General features: G+C 46.0%; 16 protein-coding genes. 1 reads left to right on the top strand and 15 read right to left on the bottom strand.

What is annotated here, in order from left to right; translation table 11 throughout:
- Positions 1-177, top strand: a complete 177-nt coding sequence (locus DFQ01_RS25480) for an IS3 family transposase (RefSeq protein WP_146216902.1) — start codon at positions 1-3, stop codon at positions 175-177.
- Between the two features lie 332 nt (positions 178-509).
- Here DFQ01_RS25480 and DFQ01_RS31260 read toward each other — a convergent pair whose 3' ends face one another.
- The 15 genes from DFQ01_RS31260 to nirB form a co-directional block, all read right to left on the bottom strand.
- Positions 510-1,226, bottom strand: coding sequence for an NPCBM/NEW2 domain-containing protein (locus DFQ01_RS31260; RefSeq protein ID WP_174812621.1), 717 nt, complete (start codon positions 1,224-1,226; stop codon positions 510-512).
- Between the two features lie 366 nt (positions 1,227-1,592).
- Positions 1,593-3,779, bottom strand: a complete 2,187-nt coding sequence (locus tag DFQ01_RS25470) for a protein kinase domain-containing protein (RefSeq protein ID WP_217490334.1) — start codon at positions 3,777-3,779, stop codon at positions 1,593-1,595.
- A gap of 4 nt (positions 3,780-3,783) precedes the next feature.
- The gene (locus DFQ01_RS25465; protein WP_181394750.1) at positions 3,784-7,854 is read right to left on the bottom strand and encodes a TIGR02680 family protein; all 4,071 of its coding nucleotides are present in this window, start codon (positions 7,852-7,854) and stop codon (positions 3,784-3,786) included.
- A complete protein-coding gene (locus tag DFQ01_RS25460; protein ID WP_110046765.1) occupies positions 7,820-9,019 on the bottom strand; it encodes a TIGR02678 family protein in 1,200 nt (399 codons plus the stop codon). Before DFQ01_RS25460 ends, DFQ01_RS25465 begins: the two co-directional genes overlap by 35 nt.
- Positions 9,016-10,512, bottom strand: coding sequence for a TIGR02677 family protein (locus DFQ01_RS25455; RefSeq protein WP_110046764.1), 1,497 nt, complete (start codon positions 10,510-10,512; stop codon positions 9,016-9,018). The genes DFQ01_RS25460 and DFQ01_RS25455 overlap by 4 nt, the downstream gene beginning before the upstream one ends.
- Before the next feature lie 311 nt (positions 10,513-10,823).
- Entirely contained in the window at positions 10,824-11,522 is a 699-nt protein-coding gene (gene sigK / locus DFQ01_RS25450) for an RNA polymerase sporulation sigma factor SigK (protein ID WP_110046763.1), read from the bottom strand.
- A gap of 378 nt (positions 11,523-11,900) precedes the next feature.
- Entirely contained in the window at positions 11,901-14,225 is a 2,325-nt protein-coding gene (locus tag DFQ01_RS25445) for a helix-turn-helix domain-containing protein (protein ID WP_110046762.1), read from the bottom strand.
- Positions 14,226-14,240: 15 nt separating this feature from the next.
- The gene (locus tag DFQ01_RS25440) at positions 14,241-15,116 is read right to left on the bottom strand and encodes a carbohydrate ABC transporter permease (RefSeq protein ID WP_110046761.1); all 876 of its coding nucleotides are present in this window, start codon (positions 15,114-15,116) and stop codon (positions 14,241-14,243) included.
- Between the two features lie 16 nt (positions 15,117-15,132).
- The gene (locus tag DFQ01_RS25435) at positions 15,133-16,035 is read right to left on the bottom strand and encodes an ABC transporter permease (RefSeq protein WP_110046760.1); all 903 of its coding nucleotides are present in this window, start codon (positions 16,033-16,035) and stop codon (positions 15,133-15,135) included.
- A gap of 64 nt (positions 16,036-16,099) precedes the next feature.
- Positions 16,100-17,725, bottom strand: a complete 1,626-nt coding sequence (locus tag DFQ01_RS25430) for an extracellular solute-binding protein (RefSeq protein ID WP_110046759.1) — start codon at positions 17,723-17,725, stop codon at positions 16,100-16,102.
- Between the two features lie 344 nt (positions 17,726-18,069).
- Positions 18,070-18,789, bottom strand: coding sequence for an NPP1 family protein (locus tag DFQ01_RS25425; RefSeq protein WP_110046772.1), 720 nt, complete (start codon positions 18,787-18,789; stop codon positions 18,070-18,072).
- A gap of 340 nt (positions 18,790-19,129) precedes the next feature.
- The gene (locus DFQ01_RS25420; RefSeq protein WP_110046758.1) at positions 19,130-19,903 is read right to left on the bottom strand and encodes an ABC transporter permease; all 774 of its coding nucleotides are present in this window, start codon (positions 19,901-19,903) and stop codon (positions 19,130-19,132) included.
- Complete coding sequence (locus DFQ01_RS25415; protein WP_110046757.1) at positions 19,900-20,817, bottom strand: ABC transporter ATP-binding protein; 918 nt, start codon at positions 20,815-20,817, stop codon at positions 19,900-19,902. The genes DFQ01_RS25420 and DFQ01_RS25415 overlap by 4 nt, the downstream gene beginning before the upstream one ends.
- 35 nt (positions 20,818-20,852) lie before the next feature.
- Entirely contained in the window at positions 20,853-21,041 is a 189-nt protein-coding gene (locus tag DFQ01_RS25410; protein WP_110046756.1) for a PLD nuclease N-terminal domain-containing protein, read from the bottom strand.
- A 370-nt stretch (positions 21,042-21,411) separates the two neighbouring features.
- Positions 21,412-24,186, bottom strand: a complete 2,775-nt coding sequence (gene nirB / locus DFQ01_RS25405; RefSeq protein ID WP_174812619.1) for a nitrite reductase large subunit NirB — start codon at positions 24,184-24,186, stop codon at positions 21,412-21,414.
- Positions 24,187-24,256: the final 70 nt, after the last annotated feature.

Here is a 24,256-nt window from a genome sequence, read left to right as displayed (position 1 = left end):
ATGGAATCCTTCTTCGGTCATATGAAAGATGAGGTTAATTTCATCGATTGCCAAACCCTCGATGAAGTAAGAGAACGCGTCGCTGATTATATACATCAATATAATACTGAGCGATATCAATGGGGATTAAAAAAGATGACCCCCGACGAGTTCAGGGATCATCTAATTGCTTGTTAAATTAAGATGGTCGCTTTTTAAACTGTCCACAAAACGGGTCACAGTTCAGATGTATGGGTTGTTTAATAAAACTTCACGTTGTGCCTCATTAAAATATTTCTTGTTCATGTCATCCCCTCCGTTGCATCTTCCAGTATACGAAAAAGTACCCACAGCCCAAACACCTTTTTTCAAAGTGTCCAGTCTATGGGTACCAGTTTATGTTTACCTACTCCATTTATTTTGTTTAACATATAGCGAATTGAAATAAATTTTTTTAAAAAACTCCACTCAATCTTATAAAACAAAAAAATGCCACATAAAGTAGGCATTTTGTCTTTGGGCCATCTCAATTAAGATACTTTTGCATCTCCTATAACGAATGCAATGTCTTGATTGTTGTTAAATTCAAATTGTATCCTCAATTTAAGAACTCCAGTAATATCTACATTAAGATCAATTGGTAAATTGCCACCGATTAAATCTGTACTAGTATAGAGTAATTCACCATCTCCAAAGATCTTGATTACACCGACAGATGTGGAATTTTTATATATATCATCAACGCCGATTTTCCCTACAAATTTTGAGTACTTTCCGTTAAGATTATAATCAACTGTTCCGGATAATGCCTTATTCCAAAAATCATTTGGAAAATACATTCCTATTCCGTTTACATATTTGTTCTCCGCAACAATAAAGCTACTTCCGTCTTTCCATTTATCAAAACGTAGCCCATCAACTGCTACACCTTCTGCTCTCGCATAATCAATAGAACTCAAGTACTTAAATGCCCCTTCTTTCTTCCCAATCCAAATCGTTTTACTTTTACCTTCCCATGTTACTTCTTTACCTACCGCTTCAGCTGCAAAACGTAGAGGTACATAAGTAGTTCCCTGGTAAATAAAACCTTGACCGGTAGTTGGCTTCATTTGTACCCCATCAACCATATACTTAAGGTTATCAATCACTACCTCTATCTTAGTACTTGTTGCTGCATAAGCAGCACCACCAGTAATCATTGTTCCAATTAGCAATCCTGTTACTAGGCCTTTAAGTTTATCGCTCACATGCATCCCTCTTCCTATGAAATAGTAATTCCAAAGATCCATATTTCGACATAAAATCTCAGAATCCTTCTATTTCCAACCTAATAGAAGTTTGCATGGTTTTAAAGACACCGGTATGTTACACCTATTTAAAGATATATCCCTTTATTCCTTTTCAAGAAGTACCAATTTATCACAATGACCGTACAACGTAAACGTAAAACAGCCCTCATCTTGATTACAGGGTGTGGACTGTTTTACGCTTACGTAGGAGCGAGATCAGGATTCCAAGTGAGACTAATACATCGTTTTTGTTCTTATCATTTAGGAATTTCATTACTTTACTTATGGCATAGTTCATGGCCAGTTCGGTTAAACACCTTCATATTAAAAGTCGTTCAGAGCAAAACGTATGTTGGATGGGTAGTTAATGTTCTTCAAAAGTCCAATTAATACATCGTGATAGCATAAGAATTCTTTCTCAATGATGTTTGCAATTTGTTGGGAAAGTGCGTCTTGCCCCGTCAAGGTAGAGAAAATATCCACCAGTATATTCAGAGTCAATTGATTGCCCTTCTTCAATGCGATGACTAGGATGAGATGTATTGCCATTAATTGTAGCTCACTATGCTGTGTACCTTTATAAATTTCTGCAATGCGTATTGAAACATGATACCATTCCTCATCCTTACACCTTGCTCTACCTATGTTCTTCTCAACAGCATGCATGAAAGGAAGCATCACCGTCTCATGTCTTGAACATTCTTCCAGTATATTGAGTGGCACAGAGATAAACGATTTAATAAATACCCAAAGAACTGCATCCGATTCCCCAATATCAACTGTCGTTAGACATCTTAATACATGATTCACGTCTATGGTAAAATCATTAAATTCATAATTCATTAAACTACTAAATGAGTAACCTCCTGATGGCAACGAACTATTAATAATATCGTCCCACAACTCTTGAACAGTTTGATACCGTTTGGAGCGATCTTCTTCCATAGCTTTACCAACAATATGCTGATAAGTAATAAACGATTTAAATCTATTCTCAGGTGATGTTCCACTAAATATATAATAAAGCAACGCCCCAAGTGAAAAAACATCAGACAGAGCATCAGCATTTTTCAAGCTTTCTTTCTGCTCAGGGGCTGTATACGCATCTCTTCCGTATAAAGCCTGCGAGTATCTTGTGATGGAAGAAAATGATCGATGATCTTTTGCCAAGCCAAAATCAGCTACTTTTGCCACTACACTGTCATCCTTTTGTTGGAACAACAATATGTTTTGAGGAGCCAAATCCCGATGACTGATTTTATGCTGATGAAGATATGCAACACCACTTAGAATATCCTTGAAAATGTTTAACTTCGTCTCATTGGGTACAATATGATTCGAAGATATCCATTTATCTAGAGAAGATGTCGCCAACGGCATTGTGAATAGCACTGGATCACGCTCTACTTGTATCTTGTTAATCTCAATGATATTGGGATGCGCGATATGATCTCGAAGCAAATTAATCTCTGTTTTAAAGCGGTGTAAATATTCATCCCCCTCTTTCCCGTAGGATTGTATAAAATATGACCTTTCAAATAATACTTTACAAGCCAACTCTCTTCTTTCAATCGGATCAAAAACTCTGTACACCTGTGCAAAAGATCCCCGATCAATTTTCCTCAAGGGAACTAGCTGATAATGTCCAGACTCCTCACTATTTTTTCTACCCAAAATCCATAAACGCTGCGCCAATTTATTAGCTTCCGGACAGAACAAGATGCCATAATCCTTAAATAGTTTCTCTACTTGTTCTTCTTCGAGTATCTGAAGAATTTCAACACCATTATCAAGATAACTTAATACTTGTAAAGCAAATATCACCATCTTACCGGCATCCGAGTTAAAAGCTAGTGCATGATAGTCCCCTCTAAGCTTATAAGCAAGCAGAGGAAGATAGATATCTCTGTTAAATGGCAACTGCTCAAACAGGTTCTTTATTAAAATTAGTAAGCCTTTGAGTGATTTAGAGTTTTTTTTATAAGCGTAATGGACAAATGGTGCATTTTTGTATGTCTTAATAAACGAAATAAATTGGTAGAATGAACTTTCCATCTGAGCTTCACGTAAAAGTATTTGAAAGAATTCCATCTTTTCTGCATCATAACGCCGCTTATCTTCACTTTTTGATGTTAAGTTCTCTCCGTAATACACTTGCAGAAAATCATTTAGATCATATCCATTAAATAAATCTCGATACTTACTTTTTCGAATTTCTTTTTCTATTTTGTCTGCTGTAATCGGTATGGCTCCTTCCTTCCTATAAGCCGAGCCTAAAAACCCGTTTAATACCCGCAATTCATCAGCTGATGGATTTTCAAGATAAATTTTAGTATTCTTGGTAATTCTTCCATAACTTCTGTATTTTTGATGAAAAAGCCAGAACACTCTTTTAAAACCATCATTATTGCGAAAAACCTGAACTAGTTGCTGTAATGATGAATCCATCAGTTCGTTTCCTCCATTCTCTAAGCCGCTTTTTCTTGTTATTATCTCTTTCACCGTTTTCATAATGTTATACCATAGGCTCAGGGTTCGTCTCAAGTGATTCCCCCGTTGGGAAGCGGTAACGTTTTTTACCATCCCAATGATACTTTACTAGCCCGAGAGTCGACGAGCTAATTGGGCGAACAATTTCAATAATGGAGAGTTTATCGACACTTTCGTAGCACCCCCATAGCCCAAAAGCGTTCATAATATAATCAAAATCAAGCTGATGAGCAAGCTGAAACAATTGCGCGGTATTATCTGCATCGACTCCAGCAAAAGCCTCGTCAAGAGATATAACCCTTGGAGCTGTCGATGATGCGTCTTTGTATTTTGCCGCGATTGCAGCAAAAAGCGGCATGTAGATGCTCATCGCTTTTTCACCGTTAGAGTACGTATTGAACACGGTGTCAGTCAGGTCGCTGAACCCAACTTCGTCTCCCTTTTGGGATCTGATGGTGAACACAAACCACTTGCGGTAATCCATAACCTCACGGATTTTGTCTCTCAATGAGAGATGTTTATCACTTTTTGCAAGACTACGTGCATCTTCGATCTGGCTGCGGAAGTGCTTGGATACTCTCGCTATGTCTTCATCAATGATCCACTCACTATCCCGGCTTAAGATATCAACCAATTGTTTAGTAGATAGTGAACCAAGTTTCCTTGGAAGTGCATCCCATCGCAACTGAATTTTAATATTGGTAGACATGTTGCCCAGCATCTCGTTGATACTAACGGTCCAATCACGAGCGCTTTGGATACGTTGCACGACGGTAGTTCCAATGTCATCGATCAAAACCTTCTTATACAGTTCCTTTTCTTCAGCCTCAATCAGTTGTTCGTCGTTCAAACGTTGTTGTTTTCTCTCCAATAGGAGTGTATTGGGAGTAATCTTTTTGTAATCTACGGTAAAAGTAAGTATAAGACGTGTTGTTTTTTCCCGCAGTGCAAGCCAGCCTTCATCCATTTCTTCTCCGATATCCGCACCCTCGACCTTGTGTAGGTCCGGTTTGTAGTCATGAAGATCATGTTGCGCACCATAAAACTGCTCATTAAGTGCAATTTCTAGGTCAGTGCGTTGGAGCTTGTGATATGTTTCCTCCATGCTTATCACCGTCTCTTCTGGAGACCAATCAGATGGGATTGTTGCACTTCGTTGTTCTTCTTGGAATTTCTTTTCCCACGCTCGAACCAGCTTTTCAAGCCCGAGCAGCCGGGTCAAGTTCTCTTGCTTATTTTTCTCTTTCTGTTCCTTAAGAGTTTTAGCAGTAACCTCCAAGTTTGAGGCAGTGATGATGGATTCACTTAGCACGTCCATGCGCTTGTCAATAGCTTCAATCTGATCGCTGATATCTTGGAGACCTTCATTTTTCAATTGTTCTTTAATCAGTGCAATCGTAAGATTTGCATTACTAATGTTGGCCTCTTCTGTACCAATCTCCTCTTGGGTCTCCTCCAAACTTCTCCTCACCATCTCATATACTTCTTTCGCCCTACTTACAGCCGCGGCCAAACTCGTGAGCTTCTCGCGCTCGACCCGCAGATCCGTAAGGGCGCCTATGTAGTCGCCGCAGCGCTTTAGAACATGACCATAAGCATCTTCATCCATGCCAAAAGGATATTGCCTTGTACGCTCTCGTATGGTTTGTTTGAATTGGGTGTACTTTTTTTCAGCCTTGTCATACTCATCACTACGAGCATCAAAGGTTTTTTGGGATACGATAAAACTGGTTTCCGTTTCTTTTATATCCCCATAACATTCCTTTACCTTAGTTGGGATTGGCATCTGTGATGCCGCAAAAATAATTTTTCTTTTCTCAATCTCCAATTCACGAATACCTTCTTCACAGCTAAGAATACGCTCATTGCAAACTGTAATGATCTCATCTAACTCGCCTAAAAGAACATCACGAAGGCGAACCCTGGCTTCTCTTCCAACATAGTAATACGACAATTTCGCTGCACTGCCAAGGCTCCATCCTCCCGAAAATCCACCATCCTCTAAGATATATCCTTCTTCGTGCGTTGCAACCGATATTCCCTCCAAAACACTACGAATGGTTTCTTCATGGACCCCTTTTGTAGAGACCGGTGACAGATAGTTACTAAGGTTATGTACTTTTCGTGTTCTAACTTGCGTTATTACGGCTAATTTTCGAGCCTTCTCATCATCCTGAGGGTTTACAATGATGGAATGAATCAAACCCACTTGTGTAATTGAAGACTCCAGTGCTTGCCTAACTTGCTCTGGCACATATTCTTTAAACTCCACCAATTCATAGAAACGGCCGTGCGGGATATTGGCATTTCGAAGCTGTTCCGAATGCTCTTCTTGGCCTGGGGTAAGCTCAGGGGATACTTCTCCCAATTCAACTAGGTTCCGCTTTTTGTCTGATGCATATTGGAGTTCTTTTCTTGCGCTCTCCAACTCCTTATTCATCAGAAAAATCCGATCCTTAACGCTTTGCAGTCTCCGTTCTTGCACCACGTTCTTCCACTTTTCAAGGGCTATAAGATTTTCCTCATCCCGATACAACTGATCGACTGCTAAGCGCAGCATTGATTTTTCTTGCTCCATAACTTGGAGTGCTTTCGTATCTTCGGCCCATGAAAGAACAAGGGTTAGAAATTCAGCACGCAGGTTTTCAAAGAGCTCATCCAATCTATTAAGCGCTTCTTTATTAGATTCCAATGCTTCTAGTGCCGTTTCTTTTTCATCCCGTTTTGTCCTCTCAACGAAAGCAAGTTGCGCTAGCTCAACGAACCCTTCTTTTATTTCCGTAATTTCCGTGGAATACTCTTTAATCAAATCATTCCATACGGTAAAAGGGTAGGTTTCGTCATCCCTCGAGCTTTCGAAGAGTTTTGCCTGCCGCTCATGTTCGGAAAAATAGATTTCTTCTGCATTTTCTGATAACTCTACAATCAGGTCATGAATGTTTTTTCTTGTATTTGAAAGATTGCCTACTTCTGTTTCGCATCGATTTTTAGCCTCTATGTACTGGCTTCGTTTATTGCTGATTCGTTCTTTAAGGATTTCTAACTTATCCTCAGACTCTGTCATCCTCGTTTGATTAGTCTGCAATTTGTCGAACAACGAATTGGTCACTAATCCCTGCTTTTGTTGATTCAACGAATCTCTTTCTGCCCTCATCTGAGTAACCTCAGCAGCCGCATCTTCCATACTTCTCTTGAATTTTCGAATTTCATCATTACTATTATTTATGCTTGTCCGAATTGCCTTCTCATTCTCTTGGACTTGTTTTGTTTCCCTCGCCACCGTATAGGCAATGTACCCTTTGTATATGTCGTTTACATTGCATAAGGTAGTCAGAATCTCAATTTCCTGCTTTGTCTTTTGCAACCGGACCTCATGCTTATCAATTATGTCTATCGATTCGGTCAATGGATCAAGCTCTTTTTCCGTAAGTTCCTGAAGTGATGTCGAAAGGATCTCATTCACCACGCCAGGTTTGAGGTCGCGAGATAGTTTAGGGCTTCTTAAATTGAGCAGCAATTCGACAAGGTCCCGAAACATCTTTACGTCAGGGAAACCAAACAGCCGGCGGCTGACTTCTTCCATATACTCCTCTTGAGATTCCGTGAAGAATGTATGAGGCCCTAGGGCTTCCCGCATGGCTGGTTTATTTTTGACAACTTTCTGAAGGTTACCACCAACCCATTCCTCATCAAACAAACGAACTTGTCTTCCGATCCTTCTGCCATCAGAGAGAATAAAATACCAGCTGTTCAGCCTGCCAGTGTCGCGAAAACCGTGCATTCCAATGCCCGTAGTAATATATTGGTTACCGTTTTTATATTCAAAATACAAGTAGCCGATCCTATCTTTATGACCGCTGATTGATTCCTCACCAAGCAGTAAATCGACCATATGTCGATCCCTTGATCCCATTGGATCCAAACGGTTAGCACGCTTGTTTCCATCAATAAGAACAGGCACTCCCATCGTGGTAGTGATCGTTTTCCCACTTCCGTTTTTGCCGCGAATAAATAGCTTACCCTTCGAAAACTCAAACTCACTGTCGGTGTGGTACCAAAAATTAAAAAATCCAAGTCGATTCGGATGAAACCTCATCAAGATCGTTTCCCCCTTTCTCATATTCACCGGTGACACGACCAAGCACATCGTATATATATACATACCCGTTTTCTTCTTTTGCAAATTCAAAAGATTTCATATATGCGAGTGCCCAAATCCACACTTTTTCTGCAGATTCCCTTTGGTATGTAATAGACCAGCCATGATCGTTTATCTCTTTAACTTGTGTAAATATTTGAAGAGCTTGTTCAAAAGTGAATGTGAGGGTACCTGTTTCATCAGGAACAATCGAGCCGTTGTTGATAAGAGCCCATAAGTATGTACCAAGCTGAGTTGTCATTAAAGAAAGAGTAGAGCTTTTGTTTTGTGCTGGATAGTATTGCCCGTAGAAATGTCTAGAGTGAGTCATCATGAACATAGAGGGGTATTCCTCAAGTTCTAAATGATCGAACTCTTCAGCGGCGTTACGGATTAGTTGAGCTCCGTACTCCCTCATGAGAATACTTTCGTCCTCAGATAGTGCCACTCTTTTTACATTTGGCTCTAAAAACATTCTTCTCATAAATCGATGTTTTGGTTGGACCCCTTCGCGTTTCTCCTCTTCAACCATGAAGCCCTTAAGAGTATCAAAAGAACGAACAGCGGAATAATCAAAATAGAAACTATTTACGAAATAACGCAAAAACGATGTTGTTTCAAACAACATGTCGTGTGAAACGTTATCCTGGAACTCATCAATTTTTCGATCAAAAGTCTTAACGACGAACAACTCTTCGCAATATTTGATGGCTCGAACAAGACTTTGGCGAACCGATCTGTTTTTCCATACAACCTCACTGGCAGGACCGGGATAGTAGTTAATAATTGCTTCACAAACATCTTGCAAAACGAATTGCTGGCCTTCTCCCTTCTCCTCCATGTAAGCGATAAAACAAGAAAGAAAGATATAATCCATTGGGTGCAGGAACGATTGGATTCCCATCCATGGCTTGGCTTCAACAGGCGTTTTCACGAGTTTTATATAGTCGGGCTCCACGATTAGACGATAGCGAAACCAACGATCAAAAAATTCTTTAAGCTGCATCGACTGGCGAAACGTCGAGGCATACAAATCCGGTAGAAGTTCTTTTGAAATCCAATAGTTTTGGAATAGTGCATACACACAGTACTGAAGTGGATCGTCCGATACTTGTTCACTCATTCGGCTTCCTCCATAAATTGAATTTCAATATCACCCATAGTCAGCGTCCCATCCGGGCAGCGCAGATATTCAAGTTCATTCGATAGAAAACGCATCTTAAAACGTCGGCCTTCTTCCGTAATCCCATTACCGTTTGAAGAAACCGTCGCACGACCAACCATGTCCAGGATAGCTTCACGTACCATGGGATGTGCAACAGTAATGTCACGAATTCGTATGATTCGATCTGTGGTGATAAGTTCTAAATATTCTCGTTTCAGTTCCTCGTTTTTTTGATGCTCGTTTAAAAGTGCAAATTCCTTCATTGGGTCCTCGTTTACCGTTTGGCTTCTTTTTCGAGCACGTCCTGCTCTTGTAGTTTTTCGCAATTCAATTTCATATGGATCGTTTTCCCACACCGTCTGATACGGATTAGCTCCAGTTTTCGGTAGAGCAAAGACGTGGCGAGCTTCCTGAGTGCCGAACATATATGAAGCGATCATATGACACTCATCAAGATTTTTTGCATCATAAAACCATCGTGCGATCTGCAGGTAATCATTCTTACGGCTTTTGTATTGGTAGGCTTTCTCACCAATTTGCTGTGCGATGCGAAGCACTTTCGAGATCGCCCCACGTGTCTGTTTAATCAAAAAAGAAAAGCCTGATTCCCTTCCGTCTTCCTCAATGAACCACGATTTTAATGCATTCCATTCTGCAATACGAGCCCCTTTAGCAGCCCCCACATCATACTCCTCTTGAGAAATAAGGAACTGCGGGAATTTTCTCTCAAAATCAACTACAGCCTGGATGGTATAATCAATATGCCAGGTCGGCATTTCTCGAAGGCGCTTTTGTATTAGCGTTCTCTTTTCCGCGATGTGCGCTACGAATCCGTCGAGATACGATACGAATTGTCCTTTGTATGGGATAAAACTTTCAGATCGCAAAAGCTTCTCTGTGGATTCTGCATTAATTAAAGATAAATAATCGGAAGTATCATTTCGTAATTGGTCATGCCTTCGCATTAAATCTCGCCATATGTAATATACTTCTTCGGGGTTGGTTAAGTGGTTATTGGCAATTTTTGCGAGTTCTTCAAGAATGCGGTCAGCCACTTGCTTCTCCAATCCACCTCGAATGGTTCCTGCCCTCTTCTCCGTTGCAATTAGCATTCGTTCGATATCAATCAATATTTCCGACGCCTTATAGCGATACTTTTTCTTTTGATAATCCTCGTAGCTGGTCGCTTTGGTATTGTCTTGAATGACCTCGAGATCGCCCCACTCTACAAGCATCTTCAAATCCGTTTCCAGGTTCTTTTCAGTATATTCTAGTAACTCAAATCGTCTCCAGTATTCGGAATTTCGTAATAATTGATAGACTTCTTGAAACGATAAATACGAAGAGAATTTTAAATGCTGTTCATAAAAAATTCGCACGATGGGGCGGTATTGTTCTGTATTATCTGTATTTAAGTATTGAATTGCTTTGATTCGGTTAAATATACTCATAGACGCTCACCCCTAATATTTCAAACTTAGTTCTAATCTATCGATAGTTTTAAATTAAACTCCCATAATTGTATCATAATCACATATGGTAAAACCTATAAACTCAGCCTTAGCAGCATAATGAAGAGAAATAAGTTTGCTACTTCGCTCGTTTTCTGATGCTCATTACAGAATCGCTTCGTCTTAGTTACAATAAAGCAGTATGGAAACGTGATTGAGTCAGATGTTCTGCTTTCTCTCCTTTGTGAAACAAAAGACAATCCCCTTCCTGTTATAGAAGAGAACTGTCTTAGTTTTGTTCAAATAATTTATCACTTCTTCACCTTATAAAACTCATGATACAGCTTCATAAGCGCCCGCTTCTCTATCCTTGAAACATAGCTCCGTGAGATCCCCAGCTCCTTCGCGATCTCCCGCTGCGTCCGCTCTTCCCCACCATGCTCCAACCCAAATCTTCCCACGACGACTTCCTTCTCACGATCATCCAATATGTCGAGGTTCCGATAAATCTTGCTCTTCTCGATCTTCAGCTGTACCTTCTCGACCACATCGTCAGCTTCAGAGCCGAGGATATCGATCAACGTAATTTCGTTGCCCTCTTTGTCCGTTCCAATCGGGTCATGCAGGGAGACATCTTTCTTGGTCTTTTTCAACGAACGCAGATGCATAAGTATTTCGTTCTCGATACACCGCGCGGCGAATGTCGCGAGCTTCGTGCCTTTGCCTTGCTGGAAGCTCTCGATCGCCTTGATGAGGCCGATCGTGCCGATGGAGATCAGATCCTCGAGATCCTCTCCGGTGTTATCGAACTTTTTTACGATATGCGCAACCAAGCGAAGGTTATGCTCGATCAGTAAATTGCGCGAGTGCTGGTTTCCCTCGGCCATGAGCTGAAGATGCTTCAATTCATCTTCCTCATGAAGCGGCTGCGGAAACGCATTATTTTTGACATAAGAGACGAGCAGCGACAGCTGCTTAATGAACAAGGCAACAGCAGCGAACAATCCCATGAACCGTACACCCCCATGTTGGTAGGCCGGCGTGAAGCGATCCGTGTCGAAATGACTCGCCTCTCCCAGCGCGCTTTGAAGTCGGTTCTACATTGTATGTAGGCGCGCGCCCACTCGTGCATGTACACGGGAAATCGTTGCTGCTGCTTCATCTGCAACCGTTATCTCTTACCTTCCTCTAGCCCCCTCCTGCCATCGTAACATCAGCAACTCTGTTGTGAAGAACGCCATACATCGCACTATTGTTCCGACAAGCGGCGCCACGAAACGCCTATCCACGCTGCTCGTTAGCTTGACCGTATCATTTTGTGATACCGCCGTTGTTCTGCCCCCGGTGACTCAATCTATAACGCCCGAAGCCGGTTCGTCCAGCGATCTTTATTGTCGATGAGCTTCTCGTAGACATTCATGATTCCCTTCACTCTCTGCGTCACTGCCAACCGGATGCAGCTTCACGGCGGACTGCATATGCTTGCGATAGTCGCTTGGCGTCATGCCGACGCTTTTCTTGAACGTCCTGCCGAATGAAAGCGGCAGGTCATAGCCGACCAGCGACGCGATGTCATTGATCGGCCGATCGGTGCTTGCCAACAACTGCTTGGCACGCTCCATGCGAAGCGTGAGCAAATAGTCCGCGAAGTTAACGCCGGTATGCTCCTTGAAGAGCTGGCTCACATATTTGCTGTTGATGTTGAATTTGTCGCTCAGATGCGTCAAGCAGAGCTCCGAACTCCAATAATTCGCCTCGACGTATTCACGTATTTGATGGATCGTCTGCGCACTGCTCTTCGTTTTAACCAGCTCGGCGACGCTGTGCTGCGCCTGCTGACAGATCTCGACGATCGCGGCGGCGATTTCGTCCATCGATTCCCGCTCGATCGCACGATGCCATTCAGGCAGCAAGCTTCCCTTCCAAAACGAAGACAGCTCGTGAGGAAGTTCCTCCATCGCCTGATTCAAGCCGCTCTTGAAGTATTCGAACAGATGCAAAATTTCGTCATCGGAGAAGTCGCCCTCTCTCATGTCATCGAACAAGCGCTCGACGGTTCTGCTCCAATCCTGCTTGGCTAATCGAAGCTCCTGGGCGATCCGATTCATCTCTCCGTAATAGCCATGCGTCTTCGGACCTCGCTGCTTCGGCGCGTCCCTGAAGAACAGCACGCGATCGTATCCGAGAGACAGCTTGTACTGCAGCGCGAATATCGCGTGCCGATACGACGTCCGCAGCGCCTCCCACTGATTCGCCGGGGTACCGACCCCGATCGTCACCGTAAATCCGAGGTGGCTTCCGACCCACGACCGGAACGAATCCAATGTCGCCGCGATCGGCGGGCGCGTCTCAGCGGGTGCCTGGAGGTACACGACGGTCATCCGATTTTTCCGATTCCACTCCGACCAAGTCTTGCCGCCGCACGTTGACACGAACTCTTGCAGCACGTTGGCAATCGAGAACTTCATCAAGTTTTGATCCGACCGCGAGGGATATTTCCGTTCGAACGCCTGATAATGATCGATCTCGATGACGAACGCGATACCATCCTCGAACGTCTGCGGCAGATCCAGCCTGAGCAGCGTCCGGTTCCATTCTTCCAAGTGCAGCGGCTCGTCGGATTCCAGCAATGTTGCGAACGCCTGCTTACGCCGATTCAACTGCGTCTCCTGCACCTGCGCCTCGTGCAGCGCGTTCTCGTCAATCAGACGGTCAATCGCTTTCTGAATGAAAGCGAATTCATCATTCGCCACCCCTTTGCCTGCCACCGCACGTGTATCCGAACGGGACTGTATGAGCTGTACAAGCTGTTCAATCGGCCGATAATTCCGCTTCGTGATGAACAGCGTATACGCCAGACTGAACACAATCGTCGCGATGCCAAGCACGATCCAGATTCGCGAGATAAACTGCATCCAACTGAATGCAACGCCAGTTTGAAGGCCGCTTACGAATTCCCAATTGTTAACGCTTGAATGAAGTCGGTTCATCACCATGCGTTCTTCGATATTGTCGGCAGTGGACGAGAAGACAAGTTGTCCCGTCCCATCAAGAATGTGCAGGTACGATACGTGCGGATCGATAATATCCTTAATTTGGCTTATTAGAGCATCAACCGACACATTGATGACAACAAGACCTTCCCCACCCATCGGCAGCCGCGCTTTCTGACTGAAGGAGATGACACGGTAGCCAGGATGATCTTCGTTGTCGTTCATATTATCATTGTACAAGCGAACATCCGACCACGTCCGGTCGGCGAATGCCCGCTGCGACCACTCATGGAACAAGAAATCCCGGTCTCCGAATGTCTGCGCCGATTCGAATCGGCTTTCCGCCAAGATCATATTATCCCGAAGACGATACAAGTAGATCGATTGGATCGCCGCATCGTCAAGGATAAGATACCGAACCCGTTTCAGCGCCTCATAGTTCAGCATCCGCAATTTGCTCGACTCGCTGCCTTCGTACCGGAAAAACTCATCCCAACCTTCGCCGAGCTGCATTTGATTGATGACACGCTGCTCGATAGACTTCAGATGGTTCTCGACGGTATGAATAACGCTTTCCGTGGAATACCGATTCGTGCGTTCCGCTTCCTTAAGCGAAACCTCGTTGATAATGAAAATCGCCAAAAACACGATGACGGCGATCGTCACGTACAGGGAAGGCAGATACGAAAACACCGTTTTCTTGAACCATGTTTTTTTCATGCGAACCGTAGCCTCCTACTCCTTGACCGAGCCAAGCGTCATCCCGCTGACGAAGTACCGCTGCAGCCACGGATACACGATTAGAATCGGCACTGTGGCGAACATGATGCTCGCCGCCTTCAAGCTTTCGGAAATCGTCTTTTTCATCTCTGCGCCTTCAATCGCGGTAATATCCGAAATCATGTTGTTCACCACCATCTGATACAGTTTCAACTGGAGCGGAAACAAATTCTGATCGTGAACATAAAACAATGCATCGCGGAAACCATTCCATCGCCCAACGGCGTAAAATAGCGCCAACGTCGCGATTACAGGCAGCGAAAGCGGCAGCACAATTCGAAACAGCTTGCCAAAATGCGTACATCCATCGATCTCGGCCGCCTCGTGCAGGGTTTCAGGAATCGTCGTACGTAAGAAGGTGACCATAATAATCATGGAGAACGGACTAATAAGCCCTGGCAAGATGAGTACCGACATCTTATCAAGCAGTCCTAGTGACTTGATTAGCAAATATTCAGGTATTAATCCCCCGCTGAAGAACATAGTGAACACAATGAACAACATCACCGCTTTACGCCCCTTCAGCTTGCCGTTCGACAGCGGGAAAGCCGCGAGCGTTGTCATGAGCATCGCCAGCAGCGTAAAGCCGACCGTCAATAGTATCGTGAATCCGAGAGCGCGGAGCATCGACTTATCATTGAATACGCTGGAATACGCTTCCGTCGTGAATTGGATCGGGAACAAAAACACCTTTCCCGCCGTGATCGCGCTGCCCGAGCTGAACGAGACGGATACAATGTGCACGAACGGCGCTAGACAGAGGAGTACGCAGCAAGTGATAATGACGAGGTTGATGACATCAAACCATGTCGTTCTCCGATTTCTTATCATGCTATCGTTCGCCTCCTCAAATAATGCTTTCGTCGGTCGTCTTCTTCGAGACGTAGTTCGCCGTCAAGACAAAGGCAAGTCCGACCACAGCCTGGAACAAGCCAACCGCTGTCGCGGTCGAATACTGGGAATTCTGAAGCCCGACGCGATAAATGAACGTGCTCAGCACGTCCGAGACATCACGCACCATGACGTTCCCTATAATATAGGGGCGGTCAAAGCCGATGTCGACCATATCCCCGATTTTCAGAATCATCAGCACGATGATCGTCGACCGAATCCCAGGGATCGTTATATGCCAGATGCGGCGCAGTCGGCTCGCACCGTCGACGTCTGCCGCATCGTACAATTCCTTATTAATACCCGTCATCGCTGCGAGGTAGATGATGCTGCCCCAGCCGATGCTTTGCCAGATACCGACGCTCGTATACGTCACTAACCAATAGCTCGAATCCGAGAGGAACGGGATTTTGGCGATACCAATCTTAGCAAGCAGCAGATTAATGATGCCGTAGTTGGTAGCAAACAGCTGATACATGATGCCGCCGATGATGACCCACGAGATAAAGTGAGGCAAATACAGCAGCGTCTGAGAGAGCCGTTTAAAAGAGGCGAACTTTAGTTCATTCAAACAAATTGCCAGAAATATAGGCGCGGGAAATCCGAAGACGAAATCCAGGCCGTTCAACAGGAATGTATTTCGTAAAGCGGTATAGAAGTCTTCCATGGCGAAAATATTACGGAATACGTCAAGTCCGATCCACTCGCTTGCATTGACTCCTTTGAACGGGTTGTATTCCTTGAACGCAATAGTCACACCGTACAACGGCATGTATTTGAACACAAAGAAGTAAGCGATTACAGGCAGAAGCATAATGTAGAGCTGCCAGTAGCGTTGCAAGTAGTGAATGGCGCGCATGGGTCTCCCCCTCTTATAGCTGCAATACAAGAGGGAGGCCCCTTGTATTGCAGCTGACTTTTTCTTATTTGTTCATCGCTTCGTAAGCCGCCGTTCGTTCCGCGATAACCTCGTTACCCGCAGAGCTCATGAAATCCTTGAGCGCTGCGTCGTAAACCGTGTCGAATTGATCCGGCTTCGCCATCATCGCTTTCACCAATAATTCCTCGTACTTCTCCAGCATGATGGTTGAATTCTTCGCTTCCGAATCGAGCGGTTTATCGAACGCGATCGGCTGCCGTACCGCGTCTTGGCTGGACATTTTGCGATTAGCCATCGCCGCATCCCGGTGCTTCTCATCGATAACAAGACCGTTGTACGCGAGATTCCGCTCTGCTGAGCCGAAGTCGATGCCATTCGTAATGACTAACATATCACCCGTGTTGAACAGAAGCTTCTTATCTGCATCACTGCCGTTACGCACCGGGAAGCCATCAACGACATCATGATGTACGCCTTCTTCGCCGAATGACATGTATTGAATCACTTCGTCTTGCGCCAGCCAGTTCAAGTACTTGATTGCTTCAGTAGAACGTTTACTGAAAGACGGCACTATGATGTACATTCCGCTTGGCGTGTATGCCGGCTGACGCGTCTTTCCTTCGAAATCCGTCCATGGCAAGAGCGGCGTCACGCTCGAACCGGGCACATTCTTCTCGAGCTGGTTGACTTGCGATTCCTCTCCGCCAAAGTAATACTGCGTAACGTCCGAAGTCATAATGCCGGTATATCCGTTGACGAAGTTCTCTTCCTTTTTCTTCTTGTCTTTGTCCAGTGCAAAGTCGGGATCGATCAACCCTTCATTGTACAGCTTGTTCAAGAAACGTACGCCGTCCTTATGGCCGTCTGCCAAGATCGGATATTCCCGCGAGCCGATCGTAACGGAGCGCAAGTATCTCGCCTCGTCGGATTGCTCCTTGATGAACGACCAGATGATAGGCTCGTAGGAGTCCGGAGTCAGCGCGAAGGATAACGGGAACGTACGATTACCGCCAAGGTTCATCTCTTTGAATTTCTTAAGCGTGTTGTATGTTTCTTCCGTCGTCTTCGGCACTGGCAATTGTGCTTTATCGAGCCAATCCTGACGAATAATGCTCGTGTACTTCTCCAGATTGACGCGCCGCGCCACGACTGCATATTGTTTATCATCGAAGACTCCGTAATTCATCGCGTCACCGATATAAGACTGCAGCTGTGGACCATTCTCGCTCAGCAATTGCGTCAAATCCGTCAAACCGCCTTGCTTCGCCCAATTATAGACAGCGCCAGAGTTATACGTGAAGCTGACATCCGGAGCCGTTCCCGCAGCCATGAGCACGCTCAACTGGTTAATCTCATCGGTACGCGGCACAGGCACAAATTCGAGGTCAATATTGTTCGGATCACCGAAGTTTTTCTGAATATATGCGATCATCTCGTTATTCGTAACGGTAACACCTTCCGGAGCGTTGCCCCGATCGAAAACTTCCACGCGCAGCTTAACTCGTTCCTTCGGCTTCTCCACCACATTCGTATCGGCTCCTTTGCTTACGGCCGATTCACCGCTTTCCTCCGATTTGCTGTTATCACCGCTGCTGCAGCCCACCAAAACCAAAGCGAAAACCATGCACACGAGAAACCATTGCATTACCCCTTTTCGAAACGCTTTCATCGGTTCGTAACACCTCACTTTTTTCGATTGCGCCACTGCCGCGTCTCAACGTTGAAGCGCTTAACTTGTGGTCGCAACTGAATCATACGAAAGCGCTTGCAAAACAAGCAATATACATGTTTCCTAGCATCATGTAATGCTCCAGATTCGGCCTATCTTTCCTTGATTATAAAGGGAATTCGTCCTGCTAGTCCCTAGAAAAAAAACGAACCGTTCATCGTTTCTCCCCTGCTCTTCAAGTCTCCAATCGATATAATCGTAATCAAAGAGCTGTCGGTGCCTCGAACGAACAAGCAGTTACAATAAAAAAAGCAACCTGCTTGTATAAGCAGGTCGCTTGAATGTTACTGGTACCAAGCATTCGCCAAATTGCTCGTGAAATTGGAGTCTTTCATCGGAACGTTCGCATCACCGAAATCCGTTGTATTCAGCGCATCCCTAGCGGCAGAAGTTAAATCGTCCCAATCGATCAGCGGTTGAGTTCCGCCGCTTTCACTAGTTGAATACAGCGCGTGGTTGACAGGCCAAACGCTCTTGTATTCCAGCTTGGCATGTGTTCCGCTTGTGTTTGAACTGCTCGGCGCAGCGTTAAGGAAGTCTCCGTGCTGAGAATAAGCAATTGATAATATTTGAGGATTTGCAGCTGCAGGATTATCAATCCAAATGACGGCCGCTTCCCAATCATGTCTGTGACCCAATCCCGAAGAAGGCGAATCTTTGGGCATATACCATGCATACATAATGCCGTACACGCCGTTATACCATGCTGCACGCGAGTAGACCTGTCCCGTACTGGAATCGCAGCTGGCACTCGATCCTCCGGAAGGGCTTAAGCCTCCGCTTGTATTTCCTTGAGCGTCTACTGCAGGGAAAGGTACGCATCCGTTTGTAACCTTCAAGGTCGGTTGAAACGTTTTGGCAGCAATTTGTGCAGTCGTAACAGGAGTTACTTCGGCAAAGCCTACAACTTGATCGTGAGCGATCACCGCTGCATACGCCGTTGAAACCGTTATGAGCATTGACAAAACAAGTAAAAATGACAACGCTTTTAATTTGTGCTTCATGTCATCATTCATCTCCCTTTAGGCGAAGTATTACAGGTATAACGACCTCCGGAGTCCCTGTTGCCTTAGCATAAAGTAGAGCTCTTCTAGTGCTCAACATGTATTTTTCTATAAGCATACAATTTTCTCGATTAGCCCCCCATTATATATCCAATAGTTTGTGAACAAGAACAAGAAACAGCAGCAAACGATCCCTTGAACTTTACACCTCTAGTTGATTGGCTGGCGTGAAGTCGGCAGTATCGTAATGACTCGCTGCTCCAGCATGCGCCTAAAAGTGTACGTTCAATCGAAATCGTTGCTGCTGCTATATCTGCAACCGCTTATATCTTATTTTCCTCTATACCTCTTGCCGCCTTAACAACAGCATACCCGCTGCAATGAATACCGAGCAGAGCACCAATGTACCGACAAGCGGCGCCACGATGTGCGTATCCGCCACGCCCATAATGACATTACTTGCCGTATCCACTAGGTGGCTGGGCGATACCTTACGAAAGAAGCTCCCCAGATACTGCGGCACCATCGTAAGCACCAGATACAACACGAACGCAACGCCACCCGCTCCAACCTGGCTTTTCATAAAAGCAGAGCAGCACAGCGTAATCGCAACCGTCATCAGAATGTACGGTACGTACAGCAGCGTCCCTAACATCGCATCAAGCCAGTCGACCTTGTCGAACATGATCTCAGTATAATAGGAGGAGATGATCATGCCTGCGAAGAGACTGACAATGACGAGCAAGGAGCCTGCAATCAACTTGGCTGCAAAATACCCGACATAGCTGATCGGCTTCGCAAACACCATCGCCATAACGCCCGATGCCCGTTCTCCAGCAATCTCCCCCATAATGATCAGAATGATAATAATACTGCCGAGCGAGCCGAACTTAGGCAGCAGCGATCCCATTACGTCGATAACGGACGGGTCCGGAATTTGTATAATCGTCCCCTCAGGCAGATTAGATGCATCCTTGAGTAGCGTTGGCAGCATCTTCAACGTAACCGGCTGCATAATCGTCAGGAGTGTGAACACGATGGGAATATAGAGGATCTTCAAACTGCTTCCAAGCTCTCGGAGCTCCTTCGACAACATAGGCATGAAACCGATCATGATTGAACCACCTTCATGAAAATTTGCTCCAAATTCGCCTCTGCCACCCGATAGTTCGTAAATCGGATACCATGACTGACGAGCAATTGCGGCAGCTTCTCATTGGCAGCCCCGATATCTCCACACTCGATGGTGAAGCTGTTCCCCTCGTGATGGATCTTCTTGAACACAGGCTCTGTTTGCAAAATACTTACAAGATCCACTGTCGTCGGCTCGATGGTCAAATGGATCATCGACTCCTTGTAGCTGCTCTTCAGCTCATCCATCGGCTGGGACAGCAGCACCGAGCCCTTATCGATAATGACAATGTGATCGGCTACCCGCTCCACATCGTCTAGAATATGCGTCGACATGAAGATCGTCATGTCCGACTTCAGCTTCTCGATGAGCTTGAGCACATCGTAGCGCCCCATCGGATCAAGCGCCGATACCGGCTCATCAAGCACAAGCAGCTTCGGTCGATTGATGAGCGCTTGCGCGATGCCAAGACGCTGCTTCATGCCTCCGCTGAAGCCGCCGATCGCCCGATGCCGTGCCTCCCAAATCCCGCACAGCTTCAGCAGCTCCTCCGTTCGGGCGGCAATCTCCTTCTTCCCCAGCTTGAAGATCTTCCCGACCCAATGCATCCACTGCTCCGCTGTCATATCGTTGTAGAAGGCTGGCGCCTGCGGACAGTAACCAATCTCCTTCCGAATATGCAGCGCATCCTTCATAACATCATAGCCAACAACTTTAACCGTGCCTGAAGTCGGCTTTGCTAGACCGGTAATAATTCGAATGGTCGTCGTCTTGCCCGCTCCATTGGCGCCAAGGAAGCCGATACAGCCCTTGCCTTCAATCGCGAAGGAAACATCCTTCAGCGATTGCACATCACCGAACGTTTTGGCGAGTTTATTGCATTCGAGAATAGACACTTTATCGCTCCCAATCGTTGATTAATCGCGGTGGCTTAATACTTTTTCCGACCAAAGATCAGATAAGCGAGCGGACCAAACATCTGAATGAAGATGCTGACCAGCACCCATATCACCTTCGGACCACGAATGCGGCTGCTATCTCGGCGGATGATGTCAACGAGCGCAATGATAAGCAGCAATGCTTGCAGAATAATAAGGGGTAACAGCAATTTCAAATCCATAAAGTAAACCTCCCAATAATGAGTCATCATTAAACTAGAACGTTAGCTAGATATAAGACCGATCGGATTCCTCTGTCCAAGCAGTATCGCCATTCCAACGGGCATCCATCCGACTATAACCTCGGACATCCACATTTCCTAGCCGATCCTAATCATGCGTACTGTAGCATTCAGTCTATCTGTTATATATACACTATAACAAATAGACGTGATGAAGTAAATAGATGATAGCTAATCTCTATTCGCAGTTTTTATGAAGCTGTAGTTCATCTACGGCAAGCTCAAGAAAATACCGTCTCCTAACCAACAAAAAACCGCGAGCAACGAGCGCTCGCGGTTCCTTGTACTCTTCCTGAACTCCTACAACAACTTAATTCACTACGCCTTCGCGAATCCCGACGAACACTTCGCCGTCTGTCACCCGAACAGGGTATGTCCGAACCTGACCTTTATCCGGAGCAAGCACTTGACCGTCCGACAGGCCAATTCTCCAATCGCAGATCGGATCAAACAAGATGTCGCCCGATACGATGCCTTCCACGATCGTACCGCCACGAGGTCCTGGGCTTCTGTTCTCAAGCGCATATACATTGCCTTCCGAAGTTCGGAATACGGCAATCTCTTGCTCTTCCAGCTGAACAACTCGGCCTAACCGCTCTTGATACTGATCCAGTGTTCCAACCGAATAGTAATGGTAGTCTTTGTTGTCGACAGGCTGGGCCGCGCCTTGGCCGCTCTCGAACAGACGTTCACGCAGCTTCGGATTGTCCAGAATATCTTTCCACGGCTCTTTCACCTGACCTAGTGCAAGCTCCATTCGCTCGGCGAGCTGTTTGCGCTGCTCCTTGTCCTCCACCACAGTCTGGATGACCGTCTTCATTCCGATCCGTTCGATCCAATCCGACGTCCGTTCCAGGTACTTGCCCGTCTCCCGATAATACTGCATGAAAGCGGATGCGATCTCCAGAAGCTCTTCATCCGTCGTGACCTTGCACAGCAGCTCAGCAAGTCTCGATTTGATGCCGCCGTTACCACCAACATAAATCTCCCATGCGCCTTCGTTGCCAACGATGCCAAGATCCTTGGTCGAGGATTCAGCACAGTTACGCGGACAGCCGTTGACCGCCATCTTGAATTTCGCCGGCATGTCGAGTCGTTCGAACTTCTTCTCCAGCAGAATGCCCATTCCCATCGAATCCTTCGTCCCGAAGCGGCAGAACTGCGAGCCGACACATGTTTTCACGGTGCGCAGCGCTTTGGCGTAGGCATATCCCGAAGGCATCCCCAGCTCTTCCCATACCTTCGGCAAGTCATCTCGATTGATTCCGAGCAGGTCAAGCCGTTGACCGCCCGTTACCTTGACGAGCTTAACGTTGTACTTAACCGCGACGTTCGCAATAAGCTGAAGATCTTCCGGCGTTGTGACGCCGCCATACATCCGCGGAACGACGCCGAATGTTCCGTCCTTCTGGATGTTCGCGTGCATCCGTTCGTTAACGAAGCGTGCATCCCGTTCATCCTCATGCTCTTTGGGCCATACCATCCCCAAGTAATAATTGATCGCGGGACGGCACTTCGAGCATCCCTCTTCGTTGGTCCAGCCGAGCGCATATCGAACCTCTTTCGAAGTAATGAGGCCCTTCTCCTGAATATTTCTTACAACCTCGTCCCTGCTCAGCGTCGTGCAGCCGCAGATGCCTTCCTTCTTCGCAGCAGCCGAGTCGTACTTGTCGCCGAGCACATATTGCAGGATTTGTTCGACGACCGGACGACAACCGCCGCAGGAACGCGATGCCCCTGTCGTGACTTTGATTTCCTCGACTGTTGTCAGTCCATGCTCGTTGATCGCATCAACGATGTGTTTCTTCGTGACTCCGTTACAGCCGCATACAATCTCTTCGTCTCTTAGCTCCGCCACTGTGTTGCCGGTTTCTGCTGCGACCGCGCCCATAAGCCTTCCATGGATCTCCTCGGTCATGACAGTGCCTGTGCGGATCCATTGCTGCAGCCGTGTAGCCTCTTTCCCGTCGCCGACCAACACGCCTCCGACGATTCTCCCCTCGCGAAGCAGGATTTTCTTATAAACGCGCCGCCATTCATCATGCATCCGTACGACCGTAAGGTCAGCGGCGTCCTGGAACTCCCCGGCAGAGAACACGTCAACGCCCGAAATCTTCAACTGCGTGGAGACAATCGTACCTTCATAGGGCTTAACCTCTGCTCCGACCAAATATTTGGCAAGCACTGCCCCTTGCTCGAAGAGCGGAGCTACTAAGCCATAACATATACCGCGATGTTCGTTACATTCGCCTACTGCGAATACATCCGGTACGGACGTACGCATGTAATCGTCCACGACGATGCCGCGGTTCACTTCAATTCCGGCCGCTTTGGCCACTTGTACGTTCGGCTGAATACCCGCTGCCATCACGACGAACTCTGCTTCAAGCACCGTACCATCGCTGAACTTCAGCCCCGATACACGGTTCGTTCCGAGGAACTCAACCGTTTTCCTGCCCGTTGCGAATTTCAAGCCTTGGCTTTCCAGCTCAACTTGCAGCATATGAGAAGCGGTATGATCCAGCTGCCGCTCCATCAAATCCTCGAAGATGTGAACAACGGTAACGTCCATGCCCAGCTTCAGCAGACCTTTCGCCGCTTCCAGCCCAAGCAGACCTCCGCCGATAACGGCCGCCTTCTTATATTCATTCGCGGTACGAAGCATAAGCTCGCAGTCGGCGATATCCCGGAAGCCAACGATGCCCTCCTTGTCCACTCCCGGAACCGGCAGCATGAAAGGCTTCGAGCCTGTCGCAATAATTAGTTTATCGTAAGGAACTTCCATTCCATTGTCTGCAATAACCTTTTTGCCGATTGTATCAATAGCTGTGACCGAAGTGCCGGTGAATAAGTTGATCCCGTTGTCACGGTACCAATCCCAATCGTTAAGAATAATATCCTCAACCGCTTTACTCTTCTCAAGTACATATGATAACTGAATACGATTATAGTTCGGGTAGGGCTCCTTGCCGAATACGGTGATCTGATAAGCATTCGGTGAGAGCTTCAACATATTCTCCACCGTGTTAATTCCCGCCATTCCGTTACCGATGACGACTAATCGTTCGCGTTCCTTCGAGTTCATGGCTTTCCCCTCCTAAAGATCCTGCTTGTTCGTCTCTCTCTGATTTCTTCAGCATTCTAATGACGGAGTA

The organism is Paenibacillus cellulosilyticus, assembly GCF_003182255.1.
Lineage (GTDB): Bacteria > Bacillota > Bacilli > Paenibacillales > Paenibacillaceae > Paenibacillus_T > Paenibacillus_T cellulosilyticus.
Note: the sequence above shows the minus strand (reverse complement) of the source record. Positions and strands in the feature narration are given on the sequence as shown.